Raw genomic sequence first — 26,141 nt, 5'->3', positions numbered from 1 at the left:
AAGAGGGGCCAGAGCTGACGGTCGCCCGACGGCGGCCGAGAGTGCGCTTCGTGACCGAGACCCTGACCGCGCCCGAGGTGTACGACTTCGCGCGCCCGTCGACGCTCGCACGCGAGCACGCCCGGGTCCTCGAACTCGCCTTCGAGACGTTCGCGCGCCAGTGGGGCACGCAGCTGACCGCCAAGGTCCGCGTGCTCAGCCAGGTCACGTGCGAGCAGGTCGCGATGATGACGTACGACGAGTACGCCGCCTCGCTGCCCGCCCTGACCGGCATGGTGCTCCTGCCGATCGAGGACGTCCCGGCGAAGGGCGTCCTGCAGGTGCCGCTCGACGCCGCCCTGACCTGGGTCTCGCACTCCCTCGGTGCCTCGAAGCCGCTGCCGACGCCCGAGCGCACCTTCACCCCGATCGAGCAGGCCCTCGTGCGCCGCCTGGTCGAGGACGCGCTCGACGACCTCCGCTACTCCCTCGGCGGGCTCCTCGACCGGACCGTCGCCACGGGAGCGTTCCAGTTCAACAGCCAGTTCGCCCAGGCCGCGCAGAAGTCCGACCTGATGATCGTCGCCTCGTTCGAGATCCGGGTGGGGGACCGCGTCGCCGACAGCACGCTCGCGCTCCCCGCCGAGGCCGTCCTGCCGCAGCTCGTCGACCGCCCCGCCGACGTCTCGACCGCCGACGCGAAGGCGCTCCTCGACGCGCAGCTCGCGTCCGTGCCGGTCGGCGTCTCCCTGCGCTTCGCCCCGGCGACCGTGCTGCCCGCGCAGGTCCTCGGCCTCGCCGTCGGCGACGTCCTGCCGCTGCCGCACCCCCAGCACCGCCCGCTCACCATCTCCGTCGACGGTGAACCCGTCGGCACCGCCGCCGTCGGCGCGAACGGCTCGCGGCTCGCGGGCGTCGTCGTCACCACCACCGCATCGGAGCCGTCCGCATGACCGCCGTCACCTCCGCGCTGCACACGACCGCCGCCGAGGCGCTCGCCAGCGCACTGCCCACTCCCGTGCCGCTCGTCGCGTCGGTGCAGCCGGGAGGCCCGACCCCCGACCTGCAAGCGCGCGCGGCCGACGCCGTGGTCGCCTCGTTCGTCGGTGGCGTGTCCGCGGACGTCGCGGTGGTGCTCGTCGACCTGGCCGGCATCACCGCCGCGGGCGGCGTCGACTCCGGGCTCGTGTCGGTCGCCGACGTGCTCCGGCCGTCGCTCGAGGCCGCCGTCGCGCCCTTCGGCGCGGGCGTGCTCGGCGAGGGCCGTCGCGAGTCCGCCGTCGCCCTGGTCGCCGACCCCGAGACCGTCGTCTTCGCCCTCACCGGTGCCGGCCAGCCCGCCGGGTGGGTGGCCGTCCGCATCCGCGAGAACGGCACGGTCGCCGAGCCGGTCGCCAGCGCACCCGTCCTGTCCGCGGGCAACCTCGGTCGCATCAACAGCGTCGAGATGACCCTGACCGTCGAGATCGGCCGCACCCGGATGTCGGTGAGGGACGTGCTCGGCATGGAGCCCGGCGCCGTCGTCGAGCTCGACCGCTCCGCCGGCGCCCCCGCCGACGTGCTCCTCAACGGCCGCCTCATCGCGCACGGCGAGGTCGTCGTCGTCGACCAGGACTACGCCGTCCGCATCACGAAGATCCTCGACGTCGCCGAGACGGTCTGACCCGTGGACACGCTCGTCATCGCGCTCCGCGTCGCGCTCTCCCTCGGCGTGGTGCTCGCCCTCATGTGGGTGCTGCACCGTCGCATGCAGAAGGGGCAGTTCGGCGCGGGTCGTGCGCGCGGGCGCCGTGCCGCGTCGGTCGAGGTCGTCGCCCGACAGGGGATCGGGGGCAAGGCGAGCGTCGTCGTGGTCGACGTCGACGGGGAACGACTCGTCCTCGGCGTCGCCGAACAGGGCGTCACCCTGCTCACCAGTCGCGAGGCACCCGCGCCGGACCTCGCGATCGTCACCGCGCCGGTGGCGCTGCCGACGGCGGACGCGTTCCGTGCGGAACTGGACCGACAGGACCAGGCCGCCCCGGGCCTCCCGACCGTCGCCGCGACCCCGCAGGACACCGGCTCCGCCGCGGCGCCGCTGTCCCTGCGGCCGCGCGGCCGTCGTGCGCAGCGCGACGAGACGAAGCGCACCGTCGTGCCGACCGCCCAGCAGCTGCAGGGTTCCGTCCTGTCGGCGGACACCTGGCGGCAGGCCGCCTCGGCGCTCCGCTCGCGGCGGACCGGGTGAGCGCGGCCCGCACCGGCCGGATCCTGTTGCTCCTCCTGCTGGGGGTGACGGTGGTCGCCGGGTTCCTCATGCTCACGACGACCGGCGCCCACGCGGCCGGCGTCGTCCAGCCGACCGCACCCGCCGCCCCGACCGCCCCGACCGCCCCGGCGACCTCCGGCACCGGTGGCTTCAGCGTCGACGTGAACGGGCCCGACGGCACGCCCTCGTCGGCCGTCGTCACACTCATCGGTATCACGCTGCTCAGTGTCGCGCCGGCCCTGCTGCTCATGATGACGTCGTTCACGAAGATCTTCGTCGTCCTCGCCATGACCCGGAACGCGCTCGGGCTGCAGTCGATCCCGCCGAACCAGGTGATCGCCGGGCTCGCGCTGTTCCTGTCGCTGTTCGTGATGGCACCGGTGATCGGCCACGTCAACGACGACGCCCTGCAGCCGTACCTGGCCGGACACCTCGACTTCACCCAGGCCGTCGAGGTCGCGACGAAGCCGATCCGGACGTTCATGCTGCACCAGACCCGGGACGAGGACGTCGCCCTCATCACGCGGGCCGCCGGTCAGGACAACCCGCGGTCGATGGCCGACGTGCCGATGACCACCGTCATCCCGGCGTTCATCATCTCGGAACTGCGCAGCGCGTTCATCATCGGGTTCGTCATCTTCATCCCGTTCCTCGTCATCGACCTCGTCGTGTCCGCGGCCCTCATGTCGATGGGCATGATGATGCTCCCGCCGGTGATGATCTCGCTGCCGTTCAAGATCCTGCTGTTCGTCCTGGTCGACGGGTGGGGCCTCATCATCACGTCGCTCATCGAGAGCTACCACGTTGTCTAGCGTCGCCGCCGAGCGGTCCGGGAGGTCCTCGTGAACCAGCAGGCCGTCATCGACCTCACGCTCCAGGCGCTCCTCGTCGCGGGGAAGCTCGCCGCGCCCGTCCTCGTCACCTCGCTCGTCGTCGGGTTCGCGATCTCGCTGTTCCAGTCCGTGACGCAGATCCAGGAGGTCACGCTCTCGTTCGTCCCGAAGGCCCTCGCGGTCGCCGTCGCCCTGGTGGTCTGCGGCAACTGGATGATCTCCGAGATGGTCGCGTTCACGCACGTGGCGTTCGACATGATCCCGAAGCTGCTCGGGAGCGGGTGATGGAGCTCGTCCTCGACGCGGCCCGGCTCGAGGGCACGATGCTCGCCGGCGTCCGACTCGTCGCGTTCCTCGTCGTCGCCCCGCCGTTCTCGTACAAGGCGTTCCCCGGCGTCGTGAAGGTCATCCTCGGCCTGGGGCTCGCGATCGGCATCGCCCCGCGGGTCACGGTCGGCTACGAGCAGCTCGACACGGCCGCGTTCCTCGTCGCCCTCGTCACCCAGCTGCTCGTCGGGCTCGTCCTGGGCTTCATGGTCTTCCTGGTCTTCGCCGCCGTGCAGTCCGCCGGAGCGCTCGTCGACCTGTTCGGCGGGTTCACGCTCGCGCAGGCGTACGACCCGCAGTCGCAGGTGAACGGCGCCCAGTTCACCCGGCTGTTCCAGATGGCCTCGCTCGCGCTGCTGTTCGCCTCGGGCGGGTACCAGCTCATCATCGGCGGGCTCGTCCGCTCGTTCGACGGCGTGCCGCTCGTGGACGGCCGCTTCCCGATCGACGGGGTCGCTCCGATGCTCGTCGCCGCGTTCGGCCAGATGTTCCTCGCCGCGCTGCAGATCGCCGGCCCGCTCGTCGTCGTGCTGTTCCTCGCCGACGTCGGCCTCGGGCTGCTCACCCGCGTCGCACCGGCGTTGAACGCCTTCCAGATGGGCTTCCCGATCAAGATCGGTCTCACCGTCCTGTTCGCCGGCGCGCTGTTCATGGCGCTGCCGAGCGTCGTGTCGTCCCTCACCGGCGACGCCGTCCAGGCCATCACGGGCAGGGGGTGACGACGTGTCGGACAGCGGAGAACGCTCCGAACAGGCGTCCCAGAAGCGGATGCGCGAGGTCCACCGCAAGGGCCAGCTCGGTCGCTCGCAGGACCTCAGCGCGTGGATCGGCATCGCGGTCGCGGCGCTGATGATCCCGTCGACGATCGGGCACGCCTCGGCGGCCGGGCAGCAGCAGCTGCACGCGGTCACCCTCGTGATCGCGGACCCGAGCATCGGCACCATGCGACACGTGCTCGACGACGCCCTCGCCTCGGTCGGCACCACGGTCGGTCCGATGCTCGGCGTCGTCGCGGTCGCGGTCCTCGCCGTGTCGGTGGCGCAGGGCGGTGTGCACATCAAGAAGCTGACGCCCGAGCCGGAGCACTTCGACCCGATCGCCGGCGTCAAGCGGGTGTTCGGCACGCAGGCGCTCTGGAATGGTGTGAAGGCGCTGCTCAAGACCGCGGTCGTGGGCCTCGTGCTCTGGTTCGCGGTCCAGGGACTCGTCCCCGTCCTCATGTCGAGCGGGTCGCTCCCGCTGACGAGCGTCCTCGAGGCGGCGGGCGAGGGCGCGGGCACGCTCCTCCGGGCCGCGGTCGCCGCGGGTCTCGTGCTCGCCGCCCTCGACGTGTTCGTCGTGATCCGGCGGAACCGGAAGCGCACCATGATGACCAAGCGCGAGGTCAAGGACGAGAACAAGCAGGCCGAGGGCGACCCGCTCGTGAAGTCGCAGCGCCGCTCCCGCCAGCTCGCCGCCAGCCGCAACCGCATGATCGCCGCGATCGGGACCGCCGACGTCGTGATGACGAACCCGACGCACTACGCCGTCGCCGTCCGCTACGAAGCCGGCAAGAGCGCGCCCCGGGTCGTCGCGAAGGGCGCCGGCCCCGTCGCCGACGCGATCCGGCAGAAGGCGACCGAGGAACGCGTCCCGATGGTGCAGGACGTCCCGCTCACCCGCGCCCTGCACGCCGCGTGCGAGCTCGGCCAGGAGATCCCGGTCGACCTCTACACGCCGGTCGCCCGCGTCCTGTCCTTCGTCATGACGCTCGCCGCCCACGGCGCCACGTCCGGCACCCACACGCCGCCCCGTCCCACCACCCCGGAGGAGGTCGCCACCGTGCTCGACCCGACCACGCTCAGCGGCGACGTCCGCCCCCGGAAGCTCCGGACCCCGCGCACCGTCACCGACCACACTCCCGGAGAGGCCCTCCCCGCATGAAGCGCGCCGACCTGCCGAAGTTCGCCGTCCCGGTGCTCATCGTCGGCATCATCCTGCTGTTGATCCTGCCGGTGCCGCCGTTCCTGCTGGACGTCCTCATCATCTGCAACATCCTGCTGGCGCTGGTGATCCTGCTCACGACGCTGTTCGTCAAGAAGCCGCTCGACTTCTCGGTGTTCCCGTCGCTGCTGCTCGTCGCGACGCTGTTCCGCCTCGGCCTCAACGTCGCTTCGACCCGGCTCGTGCTCGCGCAGGGCTTCGCCGGTGACGTCATCCAGGCGTTCGGCCACGTCGCCGTCGCCGGCTCGGTGATCATCGGCGCGGTGATCTTCCTCATCCTCGTGGTGATCCAGTTCGTGGTCGTCACGAAGGGCGCCGAGCGCGTCGCCGAGGTGGGCGCGCGCTTCACCCTCGACGCGATGCCCGGCAAGCAGATGGCGATCGACGCCGACCTCAACGCCGGTCTCATCACGGACGTGCAGGCGAAGGAGCGGCGTGCTGCGGTGTCCGCCGAGGCCGACTTCTACGGCGCGATGGACGGTGCGTCGAAGTTCGTCAAGGGCGACGCGATCGCCGGCATCCTGATCCTCGTCATCAACCTGGTGGGCGGCATCGCGATCGGCATGCTGCAGAACGGGATGACGATCACGGACGCGCTGTCCCACTACGGCATCCTCACCATCGGCGACGGCCTGGTGTCGCAGATCCCCGCGCTCCTGATGGCCGTGTCGACCGGCATGATCGTCACCCGCTCCGGCGCCGAGTCCGACATCGGCACCTCGGCCTCCGACCAGCTGTCGCAGTCCCGTGTCGCCCTGATGATCGCCGGCGCCGCGGCCATCGCGATGGGGTTCATCCCCGGCATGCCGATCCTGCCGTTCCTGCTCATCGGAACGACGCTGCTCGTGACCGGGTGGCGGATCGGCCAGAACGCCAAGCGTGCCGCCGCCACGGCTGCGGAGCAGCAGGCACTGGAGGCCGCCGCACCGCCGAGCGACACCCCGGAGGACCTCCTCGAGCAGATGCGCGTGCACGCGCTCGAGATCCTGCTCGCACCGGACCTGGTCGACATGGTCTCCGGCTCGTCCGACGACCTGCTCGGCCGCGTCCGGGCGCTCCGCCGCAAGATCGCGATCGACATGGGCATCGTCGTGCCGCCGGTCCGCACCCGGGACAGCATCGACCTGCCGCCCTCGACCTACGCCATCCGCATCGCCGGGGTCGAGGCCGGCCGCGGCACCGCCCCCGCCCGGAGCGTCCTGGCCCTCGGTGAGCAGCTCGACGGCCTGCCGGGCGACCCGACCGTCGAGCCGGTGTTCGGTCTCGCCGGCAAGTGGGTGCCCGCCGAGCTCCGGCACGCGGCCGAGATGACCGGCGCGACCGTCATCGACCGTGTCTCCGTGCTCGTCACGCACCTGCAGGCCGTGATCGGCGACAACGCCGCCCGCCTGCTCACCCGCGAGGACGTCAAGGTCCTGGCTGAGGGCGTCAAGCAGGTCAACCCCGCCGCCGTCGAGGAGCTCGTGCCGGGCATGCTCTCGATGGCCGAACTGCAGCGCGTCCTGCAGGGCCTGCTCGCCGAGCGCGTCCCGATCAACGACCTCGGCCGGATCTGCGAGGCGCTCACCCTGCGCGCGAAGGTATCGACCGACCCCGAGGGGCTCGTCGAGGCGGCCCGTGCGGCACTCGGTCCGGCGCTGGCCGCACGCCACCTGGACGGCACGGTGCTCCGGGTCATCATGATCGACCCCGTGCTCGAGCAGGCCATGCTCGAGGGGCTCCGCCCGTCGGAGCAGGGCACCCAGATCCTGCTCGACGCGCACCGCATCGAACAGGTCCTCGGCTCCGTGCGGGACTCGGTCCGTGCCGTCGAGGAGCAGGGGCTGTCCGCCGTGCTCGTCTGCGCCCCGCAGCTCCGACCGGCCGTGCACCGGATGGTGTCGGCGCAGGCGAACGGTCTGCCGGTGCTGTCGTACCAGGAGGCCACGGCCGCGGGCTCCACCATCGAGACCGTGGGAGTGGTCCGTGCCGCCGATCCGATCGCAGCGTAGCGGCGCGACGCTCGACGAGGTCCGCGCCGCCGTCCTCGCCGAGTTCGGCCCCGGCGCACGCATCGTCTCCGCCGAACGCGTCACCAGCGGTGGGGTCGCCGGGCTGTTCCGGAAGGCCCACGTCGAGGCCGTCGTCGAGGTCCCCGACCCGCTCGACCCGCCGACCGCCCGGGTCGCCATCGCCTCGTCCCCGGCCAAGCGGGTCGGGATCGCGGCGCTCCTCGCCGACGCCGAGGCCGCGGAGGCCCGCATCGCCGAATCGGACGGCACCGCGACCACCCGCGCGGACGCCTTCGCCTCGGTGCTGGACGGGTTCGCCGCCGACGGGCTGGCCCCGCCGCGCCGGGCCGGCGGTCCTCCTGCGGCGGCCGAGCCGGGCCTCCCGGACGGTGTCGTCGTGACGGGTCCCGTCGACGTGCCCGCTGCGGCGGGGCCGGGAGGCCCGACCAGCGACCCGTGGGCGGACCTGCGGGCCGAGCTGGTCGCCCCCGGCACCACGCCCGCCCTGCCCGCCGCTGCCGCACGCCCGTCGCGACCCACGCCCCCCGCCGTCCGCTCGGCCGACGGGGACCTCGTGCTGCTCGTCGGCCGGCCCACCGACGTCGACGCCGCCGCCGGGGTCTTCGCGAACCGGCACGGGCTACGGGCGACGTCCGCCTCCGACCGACGCAGCGGCATCCTCGCCCGCGCGGACGCGGTGCGGGACGGGGTCGCGCTCCTCGCCGTCGCGGCCTGGACGGACGCGGCGACCACGACCTCCCTCGCACCCGACCAGGTCTGGGTCGTCCTCGACGTCGGGCGCAAGCACGACGACGCCGTCGCGATGACCGCCGCGGTGGCCGAGGCCGGGGTGCCGATCGCCGGTGTCCTGGCGATCGGGGCCGAGGAGACCGCCTCGCCCGACACGGTGCACCTGCTCGGGTTGCCGGTGCGGACGCTCTGACCGCCCGTCGCTCCCGGTGCGGCCGCACGGAGTCGGTAGGCTGGCCCGGTGCTGGTACTCACGCGGAAGGTCGGCGAGCGGATCCTCATCGGTGACGACATCGTCATCACGGTGCTCGACTCCCGCGGCGACGGCGTGCGGATCGGCATCGACGCGCCCCGCGGCGTGAAGATCCAGCGCGAAGAGGTCGTCCGTGCCGTGGCCGAGGCGAACGTCGCCGCTGCCGCGGGTGCCGACGAGGACGCCGAGGCGCGCCTGCGTGCGGCGCTCGGCGCGCCGCGACCGCCCGCGAACTGACACACGGGCGGCCACGGACACGCCGGGAGCGCGCCACCCCTACGGCCGGGGCTTCTTCTCCTGCTCGGGGAGCCGGCCGGCGGCACGCTCGGCCGCGTACCACGCGCGGGCCTCGTCCTGCCGGGCCAGCTCGTCGCCGGCGGCGATGGGGGAGCGGACGTGCGCGGGCTCGTAGCCGAACGACTCGATCAGCTGCGGCACGACCGGACGCAGCCGCGCCACGAGCCGGTCGACGTAGGCCGAGACCGCCCGCGCACGCTGGGCCGAGAGCCGCCCGTGCAGCAGGTGCCAGTCGAGGTGCTGCTCGACCAGCCCGAGGGCGAACAGGTCACGCAGCCACACCAGCACCGTGCGGGTGTCGCCCGGCGGCACGTCCGCGATCGCGTCGGTGAACGCCTCCCACTGCATGAGCTCGGCGTGCGCCTTGGACGCCTCGATGAGCTCGTGCTGCGACCGGTTCAGCAGGACCGCGGCGCGTGCCCGGTCCTTCCCCGCGGTGCGCAGCCGCATCCCGATCTCGGTGACCATCGTCTCGACACGCCCGGTGAGCAGTGCCCGCTGCGTCTCGGTGTCGCGCAGGTCGGCGACCGATGCCGCGAGCGACCCGCGGTCGGACACGGCCTGACCCAGCCGTCGGAGACCGGCGGCGTCGGCGAGCTTCGACCCGACCTGCGCCGCGACGAACTTCGCCGTCGAGGCCGCGTCGCGCGGCGCCGCCCTGCGGAAGTCGGTGAGCAGGCGCTTGCCCACGAGCTGGAGGAGCACCGTGTTGTCGCCCTCGAAGGTCACGTAGACGTCGAGGTCGGCACGGAGGCCCGTGATCCGGTTCTCCGCGAGGAACCCCGCGCCGCCGGTCGCCTCCCGGCACTCCTGCAGCGTGTCGAGGGCGGACCACGTCGACATGGCCTTGAACGCCGCCGCCTGGGTCTCGAGGTCCTCGCGGCGCTCCGGGGTGTCGCGACGGCCGCTGAACACGTCGTCGAACGTCTGCAGCAGCTTCTCGTGCGCGAACGACTGCGCGAACACGGTCGCCAGGCGGGGGATGAGCCGGCGCTGGTGGCGGCCGTAGTCGAGCAGCACGCCCTCCTGGCCGTCCCCGGTCGGGAACTGGCGGCGCTGCATCGCGTAGGTGAGGGCGATCTGCAGGCCGATCTTCTGCGCGACGACCGCGGCGCCGTCGAGGGACACCCGGCCCTGCACGAGCGTGCCGAGCATGGTGAAGAACCGACGTCCGGGGGAGTCGATGGGCGAGGAGTACGTGCCGTCCTCAGCGACGTCGCCGTAGCGGTTGAGCAGGTTCGTACGGGGGACCCGGACGTGGTCGAACCAGAGTCGTCCGTTGTCGATGCCGTTCAGGCCGCCCTTGACGCCGTCGTCCTCGCCGCCGACCCCGGGCAGGAACGCGCCCTCGTCGTCGCGGAGCGGGACGTAGAAGGCGTGCACGCCGTGGTCGACGCCCGGGTGACGAGCTTGGCGAACACGACGGCCGCCTTGCCGTGCAGTGCGGCGTTGCCGATGTAGTCCTTCCACGCGCCGCGGAACGGCGTGTGCACGACGAACTCCTGCGTCTCCGGGTCGTAGGTCGCGCTCGTGGCGATGTTCTGCACGTCGGACCCGTGACCGGTCTCGGTCATCGCGAAGCAGCCCGGGACGTCGAAGGCGATGATGCCGGGCAGGAACTCGCGGTGGTTCCGCTCGGTGCCCAGGTGGTGCACGGCGGAGCCGAACAGGCCCCACTGCACCCCGGCCTTGATCTGCAGCGACGGGTCGGCGACGGTGAGCTCCTCGAACGCCGCGAGGTTGCCGCCGTGGTTGTCCTGGCCGCCGAACTCGGGCGGGTACGGGCGCTGGATCGCGCCGGCGTCGACGAGCACCTGGAGCTGCTCGAGCGCGCGGGCCCGGTGCTCGGCGATCGGCTGTCCCTCGATCTTGTGCAGCGCGGGGTCCCGGACCAGACGGCGCGAGATGCGGCGGTCCTCGGCCCAGCGGCCGAGCAGGTGCTCGGCGAGCATCTCGACGTCGATCCGGACGTCGGTGTCGGTGCTGCCGACGGGCGTCCCGACGGCGGGGTCGCCGGTCGCGTCGGCCTTCGGCGCGCTGACGCCGCCGGTGCTCGTGCGCGTGCTGCTGCCTCCGGGACGGGTGCTGCTGTCGCTGCTGGTGCGGGCTGGTGCGGTGTCGACCATCGGGTGCCTCCTGGACTGCACTGTCGCGGACCTGCCGCGGTTCCGGCGGTCCGACCACCCCAGCGTAGGCACGTGTGTTGCGTACGGCACGACAGCCGTGCATGACCACAAGCGGGGCTCGCACGGTCGCCGGGGTGTTCGTGGGAACCCTCCAAGATCCGACCGGGTCCTTCGGCGAGACCCTCGCGACGATTGTGTGCCACCCCGCACACGCGGGCACACTGGCCGGCATGTCGAGTACCACCGGACCAGAGAAGCGCGCGACCGGACGGACGTTCTTCGGGCAACCGTTCGAGCTGTCCACACCCTTCGCCGTGGAGCTCTGGGAGCGCTTCTCGTTCTACGGCATGCAGGGCATCGTCCTCATCTACATGTACTACTCGCTGACGCGCGGTGGGCTCGGCATCGACGAGGGGGTCGCGACCGGCATCATGGGCGCCTACGGCGGGTCGGTGTACCTCTTCACCATCCTCGGCGCCTGGACGGCCGACCGGCTGATCGGTGCCGACCGCACCCTGTTCGGCAGCGCGATCGTCGTCATGCTCGGCCACATCGCGCTCGCCCTCATCCCGGGCGTCGCGGGCGTCGGGGTCGGCCTCGTCCTCATCGCGCTCGGCTCCGGCGGGCTCAAGGCCACCGCGACGACGATCGTCGGGTCCCTGTACGAGCGTGACGACCCCCGCCGGGACGCCGGATTCTCGCTCTACTACCTCGGCGTGAACCTCGGCGCCTTCGCGGGTCCGATCCTCACCGGGCTGCTGCAGTCGCGGCTCGGCTTCCACTTCGGGTTCGGGCTCGCCGCCGTCGGCATGGCCGCCGGTCTCGTGCAGTACGCGATCCGGCGTCGGAACCTGCCCGACGCCGTCCAGCACGTCGCCAACCCGCTGCCGCGACGCCGGTACCCCCTCGTGGCCGTCCTCGCGGTCGTCGCCCTCGTCGTCGTCGTGGTCGCGGTGCTCACCGGTCTCCTCACCGTCACCACGCTGCCGCTCGTGGTCGTCGTCGTGGTGGTCGTCGCGACGGTCGCGTACTTCGTCGTGATCCTCGGCAGCGGTCTGACGGCGGACGAGCGGTCGCGGGTGTTCGCCTTCATCCCGCTGTTCGTCGGCAGCGCGGTGTTCTGGTCGCTGTACCAGCAGCAGTTCACCGTCGTGACGATCTACGCCGACCAGCGCCTGGACCGCGACCTGTTCGGGTTCGAGATGCCCGTGTCGTGGGTGCAGTCGATCAACCCGATCATGATCATCGTGCTGTCGGGTGTGTTCGCCGCCGTCTGGACCCGCCTGGGCGACCGGCAGCCGAGCACCCCGACGAAGTTCGCGCTCGGCACCGGGATCATGGGCGTCGCGTTCCTGCTCTTCCTGCCCTTCACCGGCACCGGGGAGAACGGCACGCCGGTCATCGCGCTCGTGGGCATCCTGTTCGTCTTCACGATCGCGGAGCTCCTGCTCTCTCCGACCGGTCAGTCCGTCGCGACGAAGCTCGCACCGCCGAAGTTCCAGACGCAGATGGTCGCGCTGTTCTTCCTGTCGGTGTCGCTCGGCACCGCGATGACGGGCGTGCTGTCCGCCTTCTACGATCCGCGTGCCGAGGCGCCCTACTTCACCGTGCTCGGACTCGTGGCCGTGGTGGTCGGCGTCGTGCTGCTGGTGCTCGCGAAGCCGGTGCTGCGCCTGATGCGCGGCATCCGGTAGGACGGGCGCGGCCTGCGGGAGGACGGTCCTGCGCCCCGGCCCGACCGGTCCGGCATCCGGCAGGACGAGCGCGGCCTCCGTCGGGGCGCACGCGCGATCCGGTAGCCTGGACGCAGCCACACCGGCCCCGGACCACGAGGAGTCACCCCCATGCTCGAGCTCATCGCAGGCATCATCATCGGCATCGGCGTCCTCGGCGGCGTGGGCACCTGCATGGCGGCCGCCGCCATGATGAAGGCCGGCTCGGAAGAGTACTGAGCGGTCAGGACGCCCCGGCGTCCACCGTGACGGTCTCCGGGTCCACCGGCACCGGCACCAACTGACGACTCTGGACGGTCGCGCGCTCGAACGGGCCGCGGCCGTCCGTCGTGTACGCGGGCTCGTCGAACTCGACGACCCAGGCCACGCGCACACCGGCGCCGGCGTACCCAGCCAGCTGCGCGCCTCCTGGAGCGACGATGAGCCCGATCGGCTCGTCCGCCCACTGGTCGCCCCGGTCCGACGCGACCACCCGGACGACGGCACCGATGCCGAGGACGGGGAGGTCGGCGGCGGCCACATCGTCGGGGCCGGTGGGGCGGGGCTCTCGTCGTCCGAACACGCGTCGACCCTACCGCGCTGCTCAGCCGGACAGCCTGACGGGCGAACCGCCGGGCCGAGCAGCCGCCCGGCCGTCCAGCCGGACGGGCGGACCGCCCGGCCCGACAGCCGGACGGCGGCCCGCCTCAGGCGCTCCGGCGGATCTCCGTCACCGAGGAGTACCCCGTGTCCGGGTGCTTGCGCATCGACAGCAGCCGCTCCATCGACGGTTCGAGCGCCGTCACCTTGTCGAGCGGCGCACTCACCACGAGCTGGAACCCGAGCCGCAGCCACGCCGTCACCGCACGTCCCGCGAACTCCGAGTCGGCCTTGATGAACGCCTCGTCGAGGAACACCGGGGCGAAGCGCGGCCGGGGCCGGGTCTCGTCACCGAGCTGGTAGCGCAGGGCGGCGCCGACGATGAACGCCACGAGTTCCTGCGTCTCACCGCCGGACTTGTCGCCGAGGGACGAGTACACGCCGAGGTCGTTGCCCTCGACGTCGTACCGCACGGCCGTGATCTCCATGTGCCGGCGGACGTCGAGCACGGCGTCGCGCTGGGTGGTGCGGCCGCGGGGCGCCTCCGGGTCGGGACGGATGACGGCCATGAACCGCCGCAGCCGGCGGAAGCGCGTCTCGAGCACGTCGTCGGTCAGCTCGGCGTCGACCGAGGCGGACAGCGCACGGAGCTCCTTGCGGAACTGCGTGACGTCCTCGCGGGTGACCCGACGGATGACGATCTTGAGGCGGTCCCGGTTCGCGCCGAAGGGCAGGTCGCGCAGGATCTCGTTGACCGGTTCGAGCCGCTCCTCGATCTCGACGACGGCTCGGTCGAACGCACCGGACAGCGGGACGAGGTCCTCGCCGCTCCACTGCGACAGCCGACGACGCCACTCGCTGCGTCGGGCGTGGAGGCCCGTGGCGACGATCTGGTCGAGGATCGCCCGGTAGTCGGGGTACGACGCCACCCCGGTGCCGAGGTTCGGGTCCGGCCACGCGTCCTGGTACCGCTCGAACGTGGTGGTGAGAGCGGTCGAGGCGGTCGCGGCACCGTCGAGCGCCTGCGACAGTCGCTCCTCGAGCCGGCGACGGAGGCGCTTGGTCGCGTCGTCGAAGCCGTCCACCCCGTCGGGGGCGCCGACCTCGTCGAAGGCCTCGGCGAGCAGGCGCTCCTGCTGTTCGTCCGGTAGGCGTTCCGGGGCGTCGGCGAAGCGCTCGAGGATCTCGGCGGCGGCGTCCTGCCCGTCGACCAGGACCGCGTGCCGCTCCTCGAGCCGCGTGACGCCGAGGCGTGCGGCGGATCGCCGGTCGGCGGCTTCGTCCAGCGCGGCGCGCAGCCGGGCGACCGACTCGCGCAGCGTGCGCAGCCCGTCGTCGGCGGCGAGCAGGGCGTGCCGCTCCTCCTCCAGGCGGGCGAGGGCGGCGTCGGCGCCGGACACGTCGACCGCGTCCCACGTGACGTCCACGCGGTGCTGGTGCGCTGCCCGGAGCACGTCGAGCGCGGCCAGGTCCTGCGCGACGTCGGTGCGCCGCGCCTCCAGGGCGGTGAGGTCCGCCGCGATCTCGGCGAGCTCGGTCTCGACCGACCGCACGCGCGACTCGTTCGTGAAGCCGATGACGTTCGCCTGCCGGCGGTCGCCGTGTGCGCCGCGGCGGCCGTCGCGGAGCTGGCCGGAGACGGTGACGCGCCGGCCGCCGCCGCCCAGGTCGGCGGCGTCCGTGACGCACCGCGCGTCGATCCGGTCGGACTCGATGCGTTCGCGCACCCACGTGCTGAACGGCGACGCCTTGATGGCGAGCTTGCCGGAGACCATCGCGTGGTCGCCGGGCAGGTCCAGGTGCGGACCGAGCGGGACGCCCTCGAACTGCACGCGCACGGGCAGCCGGAGGCCGTCGATCGCGGCGCTGAAGTCGTCGAGGCGGTCCTCGTCGACGAGCAGGGTGCGCGCCACGGGGGCGAGCACCGACTCGATCGCGGTCCGCCACTGCTCCTCGGCCGGTAGCACGTCGAGCAACTCGGCGACGAACGGGACGTCGGCGGGGTCCAGGCCGGCGGCACGGGCCATCGCGACCCGGGCCTCGTGCATGGGCAGGGGCATCGCGCCCTGCCGGTGCTCGAGCGAGCGTCGCTCCTGCCGCAGGGTGCGCTCCCGGTCGAGGAGCGGGAACTCCTCGCGGGTCAGCGCGTCGCGGCGGGCGTCGAGCTCGTCACGCTTCGTGGCGTAGGTGCCGAGGAACTCGTGGCTCGCCCGCTGCGCCTCGGTGAACGCGGTCTCGGTGGTGACGGGGTCGCCGAGCGGTGCGGTGCGCTCGTCGAAGACCTCGCGGGTGCGGGCGACGGCGGCGCGCTCCCGTGTCCCTCGGTCGATGCGGTCCTCGAGTTGCGCCAGGGCGTTGCCGCCGGAGTCGCGCAACCGGGCCTCGGCCTCGCGGAGCTCGACCTCCACCGCGGCGTGGCGCGCCGACGCGGCCTCCACCTCGGCGCGGGTGGCGGTGCGCTCCCGGGTGTTCCGTTCGACCTCGAGGTCGAGCAGCTCCCGCTTGCGGCTCGCGGTCCAGTGCGCGAACGGCGACACGTCGGCCCCGGTCGCGATGCCGTCGAGCGCTGCCGCGGCTGCGCGCGACCGTTCGATCTCGTCGTGCAGGGCGGCGATGGGGGAGAGGATGCGGACCTTGCGCTCCTCGGTGTCCATCGCCTCGTACGCCTCGTCGAGGGCCGCGAAGTGCGCGAGGGCACGGTCGGCGGCTTCGTACGTGCCGGGGGTCTCGAGCACGAGCGACTTGTAGAGCGCGTCGACGGTCGGCATGTGCTGCCCGGCCTGGATGCGCGCGAGCAGGCGCATCGCCCGGTTGCCGCCACCGGAGTCGCCGATGCCCAGCCGGGTCTGCAGCGTGTACGCGAGCTCCTGGTAGGTGTCGCGGATGACGAGCCCGGGCACGCGACCGGTCAGCTCGAGGTGCGCGAACCGTCCCGGCACGAAGTCCTCGAGGCGACGGAGGTCGAACACGTCGTCGACGGTCGCCATGGTCATCTGGATGTCGGCGACACCGCGGGCACGACGCGGCACGATGTACGCACGCAGCACGGTGAAGCGCCGCTCGTCGTCGTTGCGGAAGGTCACCGCGACGGCACCCCAGGTGGTCTGCTCGTCGCCGCGGAGCGTCACGTCGCGCAGCGCGCCGGTCTCCGGGTCGCGTCGGGTGTCGACCTTGCCGCGCAGGTACGTCAGCAGGTTGCGCTGGTCGGCGCTGCGGGCCCGTCCGGTGGTCGCGTCGTTCGAGGCGCCGTTGAACGGCACGTCCGACGGCATCATCACGGCCAGGTAGGCGTCCATCAGGGTCGACTTGCCGGTGCCGGACGCGCCCGAGATGAGGGTCGCCGTGCCCGACAGCTCCACCTGGCGGTGGCCCTGGAAGCCGCCCCAGTTCACGACCTGCATCGACTCGGCACGCCACTGCGCGACGGTGTCGAACAGGGCCGGGATGCCGGTGGTGTCGACGTCGACGGTGCTCACGCGCGGTCCTCCTCGTTGTCGTCCGCCTCGGCGTCCGCGTCGGTCTCCGGGTCGCCGGCATCGGCCGGGAGGCCCGTCCCGGCCCCGTCGGTCGGCTCGCCGCCGCCGCTGGTCGCGTTCCGCAGCCAGGTGTCGAGCTCCACGAGGCGCTCCAGGGGGAGCAGGACCTCGACGACGCTCGCGACCCGGAAGCGGTCGGGGTCGGTGGTCTTCAGCAGGACCCTGGCCGTGACGAGTCGCTCGACGGCCTTGGCGACGCGGGCCTCGTCGCGGGTGCGGTCGGTCGCCGTCGCCGGGCGGAAGCCGGACACGTGCCCGAGGATCTCGGACCGGTCGACGACGACCTGGTCGGGCCCTGGTCGGGCGTCGGCGCGCAACCGCATCCGCAGGTAGACGAGGATGATCGTCTCCTCACGCGTGTACGGGGCGTCGCGGAGCAGCGTCGGGAACCCGCGGCGGGTGCTCTCCGACCGGGCCTGGCGCTTGAAGGCGACCTCGCGGTCCCGGTCCACGTGCAGCTCGAGGAACAGGTCGTTCAGCCGCGACCGCAGCTGGTGCTCGGCGTCGAGGACGGCTCGCCACTCGTCGGTGTGGGTCCGCGCGCTGACGTAGGGGTGCCGGAGGAGCGCCACGAGGGCGCGGCGCTGGGGCTCGTCGAGGCGGCCCTCGTCGCCCTCGAACAGGGCGAAGGTGCTCTCGTCGCGTTCGTCGAGCTCGTCGTGGGGCGCCGGGTCGGGCACGCCGGAGGCGTCCGGGAAGGCGACCTCGTCGTCGACGGGTGCGGGCGTCGTGTCGCTCACCGTGCCTCCTGGCCGGGGTCGTCGTCGTTGGGGGTCCGGGCGTCGACCGAGTCCGGCAGGGCGGCGGTCGGCATGTGGAAGGTGACGGGTTCGCCGTCCGGTCGCACGGTGTGGTGCGGTGCTTCGGTGGTCGCGAGCTCGAAGTCCTCGTGCCCGGTGAGCAGGTGTGCAAGACCGAAGAGCTCGACGGGTCGGCGTTGCTCGGCGGGCAACTCGTGGAAGGCGTCGACGCTCGACCCGGCGGCCGACCCGTGGAGCACGGAGCGGAGCTCGGCGAGGAGCGGACCGCCGTGCCGCCGGAGCGAGTCGACGTCGATCTCCTCGAAGACGTCGTCGTCCGGCTCCTCGATGGGCGGCGGGACGGACTCGGCGTCCGGGTCGTAGAACTTCTCGCGCAGCGTGCCGATCGTCGCGGACGGCGGCAGGAGGCCGAGCGGCACCCGGTCCCGCGCGGAACCGGTGTCCATCCACGCCGCGAGCCCCCGGTTGACCGAGCGGAGCACGGCGTCGAGCTCGCGGTCGCGGACGACGTCGTGGGCGACGATCTGGTCGCGGAGGGTGGCGGTGAGCATCCGCCGCTGGGCGAGGACGTCCTCGATGCCCTGGCGCAGGATGCCGACCGTTCCGCGGAAGGTCCGGCGTTCGGTCGGGCTGAGGGAGTCCGCGAACGGGTGCTCGAGGATCGTCGTGATGTCGTCACGCAGCCGGAGCAGCAGGGCGTCGTCGCGCAGGAGCTCGAACGCACCCTGGAACGCGCGGCCCTCGGGCGTGGACTCCATGAGGTTGTCGGTGCGTGCCAGGTAGTCGTCGAGGATCTCGCCGATCGGACGGACCTCGTCGCGGAAGTCCTCGACGATCTCGCGGTGCATCGTGGCGACGGCCTCCTCCACGCGCTTGAAGTCGCTCGGCAGCTGGCGGATGAGGTCGGTGATGTTCGCGTAACCGTCGCGCATCCGGTCGGCGTCGACCGTGACGACCTCGTCGCCGCTGGCCAGACGCTCGCGTTCGGCCTGCAGTTCGGCGATCTGGGCGTCGAGGCGACGGACCTGGGTGTCGCGGTCGGGTTCGGCGCGGGCGGCCCACCGGTGGACCGCGTCGACGATCATCGCGAGCCGGCTCTCACTGATCAGGGCGCGCTCGGAGGAGAGCGCGTCGATGAGGCTCAGCGCCTCCAACGCGTGGCTCGTCAGGCTGTACTGCTCGTCGCCGTCGGGGGAGTTCGAGCGGACGAGCCACTGTGCGGCCACCCACTCGCGGCACAGCGAGCGACCGTTCGGACGGGCGGCTTCCCCGGACGACGGCTCGACGGCGGGGGAGTCGCTCGCCGGGACGCGGGCACCGGTCGCCTGCAGCCGTGCGACGTGCTCCTCGACCTGCAGGTGCATCCGGTCCGCGGGCACGTACTGCACGTCGCGGTCGAACACCGTGCGGAACACCGAGACGACCGCCGCGCTCGTCGGCCGGGACATGAGACGGAGCGTCGGACGGTCGAGCACCTGGCGGACCCTGGCGAACTCGAGGTCGACGTCGGTCATGCTGCCCTTGCTACGGTCGTACGGAGGGTGGTGATGGGGCGGGGCCCGGGACACGAAGAGCCCGACGCGTGCTGCGCCGGGCTCTCGTTGATGGGGTGGGCGATACCAGACTCGAACTGATGACCTCTTCGGTGTGAACGAAGCGCGCTACCAACTGCGCCAATCGCCCCCTGCACTTGCGTGCGGATCGATAGTAGCGGATGTCAGGCGATGGTCCGAACCCGAGCGCCGGTCGCGCGCGTCGCAGGGGCCCCCGGAGACCGGGGGCGCGCTCGAGACGGGCCGGAGGCGGGCACGGACGGCCGGTCCCGACCCCCGCCGATCCGCATGAACACGGGGGACACGCCCGGTGAACGAAGACGGTTTTGGAGAAACAGTGGGGACTGGGTACAGTTTACGAGTCGCCGCGAGAGCGGGTCGGACGAAAACGATGTGACTCCGGTCAGATCATGCGGATGTGGCGCAGTGGTAGCGCATCACCTTGCCAAGGTGAGGGTCGCGAGTTCGAATCTCGTCATCCGCTCGAGGTGCCTGTCTTCTCCGGAAGGCAGCAACTCTCCAGAAGAGGTATCCCACCGATCGGGTACTACGCCAGACGTGGACCTTGATGGTGGGGTGGCCGAGAGGCGAGGCAGCGGCCTGCAAAGCCGTCCACGCGGGTTCGAATCCCGTCCCCACCTCCAGTCCGCTCCGGCGGATGCATCTGGGCGATTGGCGCAGCGGTAGCGCGCTTCCCTGACACGGAAGAGGTCACTGGTTCGATCCCAGTATCGCCCACCGAACGAAAACCCCCGGGGATCCCGGGGGTTTTTCGCGTCTATGCGGCCACGTCCTCTGTGGGGTCGCGCGGTGGTCGCCGCGCACGGCATGATCGTTCCGTGCATCACTCCCGCCGCCGTTCAGTTGCCGCGCTCGTCGCCGTCGTCGCAGGCACGGTTGCCCTCACCGGTTGCAGCAGCCACGAGGACGCCGTGCCAGAGGACCACGGACAGCAGTGGATGTCGCAGATGTCGGCGGATCTCGCCGGCGACTTCGGCGGAGGAGGGGGCCGGCTCACCTTGGGTGACGACACCCCCGGGAAGGCAACTGCCAGCATCGCGTTGGAGCAGGACCTCGAAGGCCCGTACGACGTCCTCGCGGTGTGCCGGTCCACGAAGACCGTCCACCTCTCCGTCCGCGCGTTCACCACCTCACCAGACGGGAGCGGCGCATCACTCGACGCTGAGGAGGGCCTCGGTGCAGCGGACATCCACTGCGGCGCGACCACCCGTGTCCCCATCGACGTGCCGAAGGGCCGAGACGGCATCGCCATCGACGCTTCGACCAGCGACCGCTCCGGAAGAGCCCTGTTCGACTCGTTCATCGTCGCCCGAGGGGACAAGGCGTAGCGCGCAGGATCTCCAGCGGGCGGCGGACAGCGGCTACCGGACGGTCAAGAGGCAAGCGAGAGGGAAGCGGTGCGGAAGGTGTGGCCAGCGGCCGTGGTGCTCGCCGCGGCGACACTGCTGACGGCGACGGGCTGCTCGTCGTCGTTCTTCGAACCGATGGCGGATCCAGTCGGAGCGTGGACGCTCTCACCGGATGGCGGCAGCACCATCGTGATGCGGGATGACCACACCTTCACCGCTGAGGGCGTCCCGCAGGGCCTCGCTTGCGCGCGGGTTCCCGTCATGGTCATCCCAGCCGGGTGCAGCACCGGCAGCCTGCCGGTGGACTTCTCCGGCTCGTGGGATCTCGAGGAGGGGAACACCCTCGTGGTCGTCTTCGAGACCGACGACAGACGGGTGATGAGCGGCGTCCGCAGCGGGAAGACCCTCGGCTTCTGGGTCGGCGACCGAGAACGACCCGACCCGACGTACGAGTACATCCACGACCGAGCCGCGAGCAGCCCGACCACATCGAGCAGTGACCGCGGCGGCCGACACCACGGCGGGTCACGGACTGCTGTGGGGAGTGGGTCGGTGGAGGCAGTGGTGGCACCGGCACGGACCACCGCGACCGTCGCAGTGGCGGTGGCCGCGACGAGCAGGACGCCGGCGACGAGGGTGGCACCGTCGGGCTGCACGACGGACTGGCCCCGGAGCGCCTGCCAGAGGGTGATCCCGCCGACACCGCCGCACGCTGCCGCACCGTCCAGGACCATGCGCGCGCGGACGTGATCGGAACGGAGTGCGGCCACCCGCCGGGCCAGGAGTTCCGTCGTGAGGGCGAGCAGCGGGAGGAGCTGCAGTGCGTGCATCCCGAGGAAGTGCGGCACGCGCAGGTCACCGGCCACGGTGCTCCACCCGGGGCCGGGCAGGCCAGGGCCGCCGTCCGGCGCCCCGACCGTGTGGGCGCCGACGATGCCCCGGTAGTCGGCAAGCTGCGCCCCCGTCGGCCCGACCATGAGGAAGCCCGTCGACATCCCGACGAGGGCGAGCACGACCCCCGCCCGAACGGCGGCGCGCCTCGCCCGGTCGCCGAGCGGTGCCCGGAAGAGGAACACCGCCACCACCGGGGTGGCTGTCCACACCACGCCGATCGACGCCGCCATCACGACGTAGACCGTCGAACTCGTCGTGTCGGTGAAGTTGCAGTGGCTCGAGGTGTCGCGCGCGAGGCCGACACCGTTGCGGCGCACAGCTGCCCGGGACCGCGTTCCTCGCCCACGTCCCGGTCCTGACGCAGTACCGTGCCCGACGAGGAGGAACCATGCAGCAGACTCCGGCACCTGCGTCCTCTCCGCGCTCCGCCAGGCAGCCCGATGCGGACGGGCTCGACCACACCAGGGACGCACAGGAGGCGGTGGTCGCCGAGCGGGTCGACGCACCCTGGTTGCCGCCCGGCGGGCGGGCGCTGGTGGTCCGCGGCGGCCGAGCGCCCGCTCCGATGTGCCTGGTGCGGCTCCTGCTCCGCCGCGACGACCGGGTCTTCTGCGTCCCGCGCGACGGAGCGGGCAAGCTCGACCTCCCGACCCGAGCGGTCGCGGTCGGCGATCCCGGCGGCGCGTCGACGCTGGCCGAGCTGGTCGCCGTCGTGACGGGGGCACCCCGGGAGGCGCACTACGTCGGCGCGGTCCGCAACGTCGTGGACGTGGGAGCCAGCGACTACCCCTGGCCGGCACCGCTCGCCAACTTCGGCGTGTGGTCGGTGGGCGGAGCGCCGGTGGTCCGGGGTGACTGGGTCGGCGTCGACGCGGCGACGAGCCTGCTGCGGGACCGGCACTGGTTCCCGCTCCTGCACGGGTCCGCGTCGGCGACCCCCTGACCGGACCGACGGGACCGACCGGACCGACGGTCCGAACCACACCGACGGGCGGGCGTCGGTGGTCGATAGGGGAGAGCAGAGCTCGTGACGTCCGGTACGACAGGGCGTCGGAGTGGTCCCCGAACCGAGGAGCACCGTCTTGTCGCGATCATCGCTGTCCCGCCGCTTCCTCCCGGTCGCCGTCGTGCTCGCGCTCGTCGCGACGGGCACCACGTCGGCGCCGGCCGAGGCCGCTCCCGCTCCGCGGGTCAGCGTGACCTGGAAGAACACGAACTCCTGGAAGACCGGGTTCCGGTCGTCGATCAGCGTGAAGAACGGCTCGGCGACGACGTGGCGGGGCTGGCGGATCACGTTCGCCTACGCCTCCCGACCGCGCGTGTACCGGGACGTCCGCAAGGTCTCGAGCACGACGGGGTCCTTCACCGTCGCGGGTGTGACCGGCCGGACCGACGTGCGGGCCGGTGCGACCACGTCCTTCCGGATCGACTCGCGGAAGGTCGCGGGAGCCCGGATGGTCCCGACCTCGTGCACGGTCGTCGGGTCCTCGCTGCCGTGTTCCCTGAACGGCGGGCGCGCGACCCCGGGCACCCCGTCGACGACGACGCCCAGGCCCAGCCCCACCGCGAAGCCGACGCCCACGCCGACGCCGAGCCCCACAGCGAAGCCGACGCCGACCCCGACCCCGTCCGCCCCCTCCGCCCCGACGACCGGCCGCGACGGCACGGTCTCGGTCGGCTGGTTGAACAACGCGTCGTGGTCGACCGGCACCCAGTCCTCCGTCAGCGTCACGAACGGCACGACGCTCCGGCTCGACCCCTGGCGCATCCGCTTCACCTACGCCGGCACCGTCGACGCGATGTGGGACGCGGTGGTCGCTCCCGCCGCCGACGGCTTCACCGCGTCCGCGCCGAGCTACGGCACCGCCCTCGACGCCGGGGCCGCGACCGCGTTCGGGTTGACCTCGCGCACGCCTGGAGGCGCGGGGCTCGTCCCGACTGCCTGCACCGTCCTCGACGTGCCGGCCGGGCACGACGTCGGCTGCCGGGTGACCGGTGGCCCCACCGGGGGACCGGCACCGTCGGACCCCGCGCCGACCCCGATCGCCGTGCCGGCGCCGCTCACCGGCCCGCGCGTCGCCGACACCCTGGTCGCGCCGTACGTCGACCTCGGGCTCTGGCCGACCGCCGACCTGACCACCTTCGCCCAGCGCACCGGGATGCGGGCGTTCACCCTGGCGTTCGTCGTGTCCGACAACGGCGGCAGCGCGTGCACACCGGCGTGGGCGGGCTTCGACGCGTACCGGATCGGCGGACCGCAGGACTTCCACGCGAACATCAGCGCGTTCCAGGCGACGGGCGGACAGGTCGTCGTGTCCTTCGGCGGCGCCGTGAACAGCGAGCTCGCCCTGAAGTGCACCGACCCCGTGCGGCTGCAGGCGGCCTACCAGCAGGTCGTCGACCGGTTCGGCGTCGACCGCATCGACCTGGACATCGAGGGCTCATCGCTCGGCAACACGGCGGCGAACCAGCGGCGGGCGACGGCGATCGCCGCGGTCGTCCGGGCGCAGGCGGCGAAGGGTCGCCACCTCGACGTGTCGCTCACCCTGCCGGTCATGCCCACGGGGCTGCTGCCCGAGGGCGTCGCCGCGGTGCGTGGGCTCGCACAGGCCGGCGTGCGACCGGTCGCGGTGAACGTGATGGCGATGGACTACGGACAGGGTGCGCAGCCGATGGGGGAGGCAGCGCAGGCCGCCGCCCTCGCGACCGCCGAGCAGCTGGCGACGATCCCGGCCTACGCGGGGCTCTCGGCGCGGGAGCGCCTGGGCCGCGTCGGCATCACCCCGATGGTCGGGCTCAACGACACCGGCGAGGTGTTCACCCGGGCCGACGCCGAGCACCTGGCCGCCTGGTCGGTGGCGAACGGCGTCGAGGTCCTCTCCTACTGGGAGGCCACGCGCGACCAGCCCTGCAACCCGTCGATCGGCGCCTACATGTGCTCCGGCGTGGCCGAGGCGCCCTGGTCCTTCGCGCACGCCGTCGTCACCGGCGCGACCCGCTGACCGCCGGCCGGCAGGCGCCCGGGCCGCCGCTCAGCCCTGGCGGCGGAGCGTCGCCACCCCGTCGTGCAGCGGCTGGGTCTCCCACGCGGCAGTGACGGCGCCCGTGGCCAGGTCAGCCCGCACGTGCAGCAGGTGCGGGGTGTCGACGAAGCGGACGTCGACCGCCACCGCGTCACCCGTGCGCGCACCGCTCGCGGCGGTCGCACCTGCGACGAGCCACACGCCCTCACCGACCGGCGCGGTCACCTCGCCGGACGCGTCGACCAGGGTGACCACCCACCGACGGTCCGCGTCCTGGGACAGGTGCACCGCCTCCAGGCCGGAGTCGCCGCCGACCGGGACCGGCGAGGACGGCGCGACCGCGGGGAGGCTGCCGAGCGGCCCGCCGGTGAGCGGCGGCAGGGCGAGGGCGGCCAGCCGGTCGCGGAGTGCGTCGTCGGCGTCCGCCGAGCCGTCGCGGCCGACCGCGGGCAGGAGGTGCGCCCACACGGCGTCGAGGACGGCCTGCATGTCGAGGCTCTGGCCGGTGACGGCCACGACGACGTCGTGCTCGGGGAGCACCACGCAGAACTGCCCGTACGCACCGTCGCCCCGGAAACCGCGGCGGGCCATCCAGAACTGGAAGCCGTATCCCTGTGACCAGTCGGGGTTCGTCTCGTCCGGGTTGGCGACCTGGACGCTGGTTGCCTGCTCGACCCAGTCCTCGTCGAGGATCCGCTCGCCGTCCCACACCCCGCGCTGCAGGTACAGCTGGCCGAGCGCGGCGATCGCGTCCGTCGTCGTGTACCCGCCGCTGTAGCCGAGCTCGGCGCCGGATTCGTCCCGACGCCAGGTGAAGTCGTCGATGCCCAGTGGCGCGAAGAGCCGCGGGCGCAGGAACTCCAGCAGCGAGCCGCCGCTGACCCGCCGGACGATCTCGCCGAGCGTGTAGGTGCACGGCTGGTTGTAGGCGAACACGCTGCCGGGCTCCTCGTCGGGCGGGAGGAGCAGGAACCCGCGCACGGTGTTCGTCGGGTCGATCGCCTCGGCACGGTCGATCGTCTCGGTGCGGTGTCCGCTCGCCATCGCGAGGAGGTGTCGCACCCGCATCCGCCGCGTTCGGGCGTCGGTGACCTCGGAGTCGAGTTCGGGGAAGTGGCTGATCACCGTCGCGTCGAGGTCGACCAGGCCGGCGCGGACCGCGATGCCCACGGCCGCCGCGGTGAAGCTCTTGCTGAGCGAGTACAGCAGGTGCGGACGGTCCGGGGTGAACGGCGCCCACCACCCCTCGGCGGCGACCGCGCCGTGCCGCAGGACGACCAGGCTGTGCGGCTCCACGAGCGGTGTCTGCTCGAGGGCGGTCGCGAGCCGGTCGACACCGGCCGCGTCGATGCCGAGGGCGGACGGGGAACTGCGTCGGAACGTCGTCGTCACGCGTCCGACCCTAGCCCGGCGGCCGGTCCCGGCGCGCGGCGCGCCCGACACGCGGACGGGAGGCCCGGTTCCGGCGACAGGTCGGGTACAGTGGACGACGTTGGTCACCCCGGTGGTCAGCGTGCGGATGTGGCGCAGTGGTAGCGCATCACCTTGCCAAGGTGAGGGTCGCGAGTTCGAATCTCGTCATCCGCTCGGAACACACGGAACCCCTCGGCCTCATGGTCGGGGGGTTCTGTCGTTCCGGGCGGGGTTCTGTCGTTCCGGGCGGGTGCTCGGACCGGACGCACCGGCAGGCGCAGGGTTCGGGTCCCCGCGCCCACCGGCGCGGAGGCGTCGTCGCCTCCGGTGTGGCCCCCGGATGGGTGGTCCGGTCGCGGGCCCGGGGACGTCTTCGGAGCAGGAGCGCCGCGGGGTGGGTCCGGAGTCGGACGATGCGGTTTCCCGCACGCTTCCGTCCGTCAGGGCGTGTCGACTCGCACCGCGACCGCCGACACGGTGGCTCGGTCGCTG

20 protein-coding genes, 5 tRNA genes and 1 pseudogene are annotated in these 26,141 nt (G+C 72.6%); 18 read left to right on the top strand and 8 right to left on the bottom strand.

Features of this window, described 5'->3' with window-relative positions; genetic code table 11:
- Positions 1–50: 50 nt before the first annotated feature.
- The 10 genes from KM842_RS05590 to csrA are packed head-to-tail and all read left to right on the top strand — an operon-like array spanning position 51 to position 8,601.
- A complete protein-coding gene (locus KM842_RS05590) occupies positions 51–932 on the top strand; it encodes a flagellar motor switch protein FliM (RefSeq protein WP_216261485.1) in 882 nt (293 codons plus the stop codon).
- On the top strand, positions 929–1,642 hold the full coding sequence (gene fliN, locus KM842_RS05585) for a flagellar motor switch protein FliN (RefSeq protein ID WP_216261484.1): 714 nt from the start codon (positions 929–931) through the stop codon (positions 1,640–1,642). Before KM842_RS05590 ends, fliN begins: the two co-directional genes overlap by 4 nt.
- 3 nt (positions 1,643–1,645) lie before the next feature.
- Positions 1,646–2,206, top strand: a complete 561-nt coding sequence (locus tag KM842_RS05580; RefSeq protein WP_216261483.1) for a FliO/MopB family protein — start codon at positions 1,646–1,648, stop codon at positions 2,204–2,206.
- Complete coding sequence (gene fliP / locus KM842_RS05575; protein WP_420362087.1) at positions 2,203–3,039, top strand: flagellar type III secretion system pore protein FliP; 837 nt, start codon at positions 2,203–2,205, stop codon at positions 3,037–3,039. Before KM842_RS05580 ends, fliP begins: the two co-directional genes overlap by 4 nt.
- Positions 3,040–3,069: 30 nt before the next feature.
- Positions 3,070–3,345, top strand: a complete 276-nt coding sequence (locus tag KM842_RS05570) for a flagellar biosynthetic protein FliQ (RefSeq protein ID WP_110824888.1) — start codon at positions 3,070–3,072, stop codon at positions 3,343–3,345.
- Positions 3,345–4,106: a flagellar biosynthetic protein FliR gene (locus KM842_RS05565; RefSeq protein WP_216261482.1), complete on the top strand. Its 762-nt coding sequence runs from the start codon at positions 3,345–3,347 to the stop codon at positions 4,104–4,106. The genes KM842_RS05570 and KM842_RS05565 overlap by 1 nt, the downstream gene beginning before the upstream one ends.
- Before the next feature lie 4 nt (positions 4,107–4,110).
- Positions 4,111–5,310 (top strand): EscU/YscU/HrcU family type III secretion system export apparatus switch protein, encoded by a 1,200-nt coding sequence (locus tag KM842_RS05560; RefSeq protein WP_216261481.1) that lies wholly within the window; start codon positions 4,111–4,113, stop codon positions 5,308–5,310.
- Entirely contained in the window at positions 5,307–7,361 is a 2,055-nt protein-coding gene (locus tag KM842_RS05555) for a flagellar biosynthesis protein FlhA (RefSeq protein ID WP_216261480.1), read from the top strand. Before KM842_RS05560 ends, KM842_RS05555 begins: the two co-directional genes overlap by 4 nt.
- Positions 7,336–8,304, top strand: coding sequence for a hypothetical protein (locus KM842_RS05550; RefSeq protein WP_216261479.1), 969 nt, complete (start codon positions 7,336–7,338; stop codon positions 8,302–8,304). The genes KM842_RS05555 and KM842_RS05550 overlap by 26 nt, the downstream gene beginning before the upstream one ends.
- A 48-nt stretch (positions 8,305–8,352) precedes the next feature.
- On the top strand, positions 8,353–8,601 hold the full coding sequence (gene csrA / locus KM842_RS05545; RefSeq protein WP_216261478.1) for a carbon storage regulator CsrA: 249 nt from the start codon (positions 8,353–8,355) through the stop codon (positions 8,599–8,601).
- A 39-nt stretch (positions 8,602–8,640) separates the two neighbouring features.
- Here the strand turns inward: csrA and KM842_RS05540 are convergent.
- Positions 8,641–10,787, bottom strand: a pseudogene (locus KM842_RS05540) (acyl-CoA dehydrogenase family protein).
- A gap of 230 nt (positions 10,788–11,017) precedes the next feature.
- Between KM842_RS05540 and KM842_RS05535 the strand changes: the two are divergent.
- A complete protein-coding gene (locus tag KM842_RS05535; protein WP_216261477.1) occupies positions 11,018–12,481 on the top strand; it encodes a peptide MFS transporter in 1,464 nt (487 codons plus the stop codon).
- Between the two features lie 262 nt (positions 12,482–12,743).
- Here the strand turns inward: KM842_RS05535 and KM842_RS05530 are convergent, their stop codons facing one another.
- The 5 genes from KM842_RS05530 to KM842_RS05510 form a co-directional block, all read right to left on the bottom strand.
- Entirely contained in the window at positions 12,744–13,082 is a 339-nt protein-coding gene (locus KM842_RS05530) for a hypothetical protein (RefSeq protein ID WP_216261476.1), read from the bottom strand.
- Positions 13,083–13,206: 124 nt separating this feature from the next.
- Positions 13,207–16,575, bottom strand: a complete 3,369-nt coding sequence (locus KM842_RS05525; RefSeq protein WP_216261475.1) for an ATP-binding protein — start codon at positions 16,573–16,575, stop codon at positions 13,207–13,209.
- Complete coding sequence (locus tag KM842_RS05520; protein WP_216261474.1) at positions 16,572–17,375, bottom strand: DUF4194 domain-containing protein; 804 nt, start codon at positions 17,373–17,375, stop codon at positions 16,572–16,574. The genes KM842_RS05525 and KM842_RS05520 overlap by 4 nt, the downstream gene beginning before the upstream one ends.
- Positions 17,372–18,910: a DUF3375 family protein gene (locus tag KM842_RS05515; protein ID WP_216261473.1), complete on the bottom strand. Its 1,539-nt coding sequence runs from the start codon at positions 18,908–18,910 to the stop codon at positions 17,372–17,374. Before KM842_RS05515 ends, KM842_RS05520 begins: the two co-directional genes overlap by 4 nt.
- A 96-nt stretch (positions 18,911–19,006) precedes the next feature.
- Positions 19,007–19,079: transfer RNA gene (locus tag KM842_RS05510), tRNA-Val, on the bottom strand.
- Positions 19,080–19,361: 282 nt separating this feature from the next.
- Here KM842_RS05510 and KM842_RS05505 point away from each other — a divergent pair.
- The 4 genes from KM842_RS05505 (at position 19,362) to KM842_RS05490 (ending at position 20,298) form a co-directional block, all read left to right on the top strand.
- Positions 19,362–19,433 (top strand) — tRNA-Gly (locus tag KM842_RS05505).
- Between the two features lie 86 nt (positions 19,434–19,519).
- Positions 19,520–19,593 (top strand) — tRNA-Cys (locus KM842_RS05500).
- 22 nt (positions 19,594–19,615) lie between these two features.
- Positions 19,616–19,687: transfer RNA gene (locus KM842_RS05495), tRNA-Val, on the top strand.
- A 101-nt stretch (positions 19,688–19,788) separates the two neighbouring features.
- On the top strand, positions 19,789–20,298 hold the full coding sequence (locus KM842_RS05490) for a hypothetical protein (protein WP_216261472.1): 510 nt from the start codon (positions 19,789–19,791) through the stop codon (positions 20,296–20,298).
- Between the two features lie 44 nt (positions 20,299–20,342).
- On the opposite strand, the gene KM842_RS05485 is transcribed toward KM842_RS05490, so the two are convergent.
- Positions 20,343–21,530, bottom strand: a complete 1,188-nt coding sequence (locus KM842_RS05485; RefSeq protein ID WP_216261471.1) for a hypothetical protein — start codon at positions 21,528–21,530, stop codon at positions 20,343–20,345.
- A 71-nt stretch (positions 21,531–21,601) separates the two neighbouring features.
- On the opposite strand from KM842_RS05485, the gene KM842_RS05480 reads away from it, so the two are divergent.
- Both KM842_RS05480 and KM842_RS05475 read left to right on the top strand, forming a co-directional pair.
- Positions 21,602–22,156, top strand: a complete 555-nt coding sequence (locus tag KM842_RS05480; RefSeq protein ID WP_253206264.1) for an NUDIX hydrolase — start codon at positions 21,602–21,604, stop codon at positions 22,154–22,156.
- Between the two features lie 139 nt (positions 22,157–22,295).
- The gene (locus KM842_RS05475; protein ID WP_216261470.1) at positions 22,296–24,215 is read left to right on the top strand and encodes a glycoside hydrolase family 18 protein; all 1,920 of its coding nucleotides are present in this window, start codon (positions 22,296–22,298) and stop codon (positions 24,213–24,215) included.
- 30 nt (positions 24,216–24,245) lie between these two features.
- Here the strand turns inward: KM842_RS05475 and KM842_RS05470 are convergent, their stop codons facing one another.
- A complete protein-coding gene (locus KM842_RS05470; protein ID WP_216261469.1) occupies positions 24,246–25,628 on the bottom strand; it encodes a serine hydrolase domain-containing protein in 1,383 nt (460 codons plus the stop codon).
- Positions 25,629–25,751: 123 nt separating this feature from the next.
- On the opposite strand from KM842_RS05470, the gene KM842_RS05465 reads away from it, so the two are divergent.
- A tRNA-Gly gene (locus KM842_RS05465) sits at positions 25,752–25,823 on the top strand.
- The last annotated feature ends 318 nt before the right edge of the window (positions 25,824–26,141 follow it).

Source organism: Curtobacterium sp. L6-1 (genome assembly GCF_018885305.1).
Classification (GTDB): domain Bacteria; phylum Actinomycetota; class Actinomycetes; order Actinomycetales; family Microbacteriaceae; genus Curtobacterium; species Curtobacterium aetherium.
The sequence above is the reverse complement of the archived record's forward strand: the minus strand, read 5'-3'. Positions and strand labels throughout refer to the sequence as shown.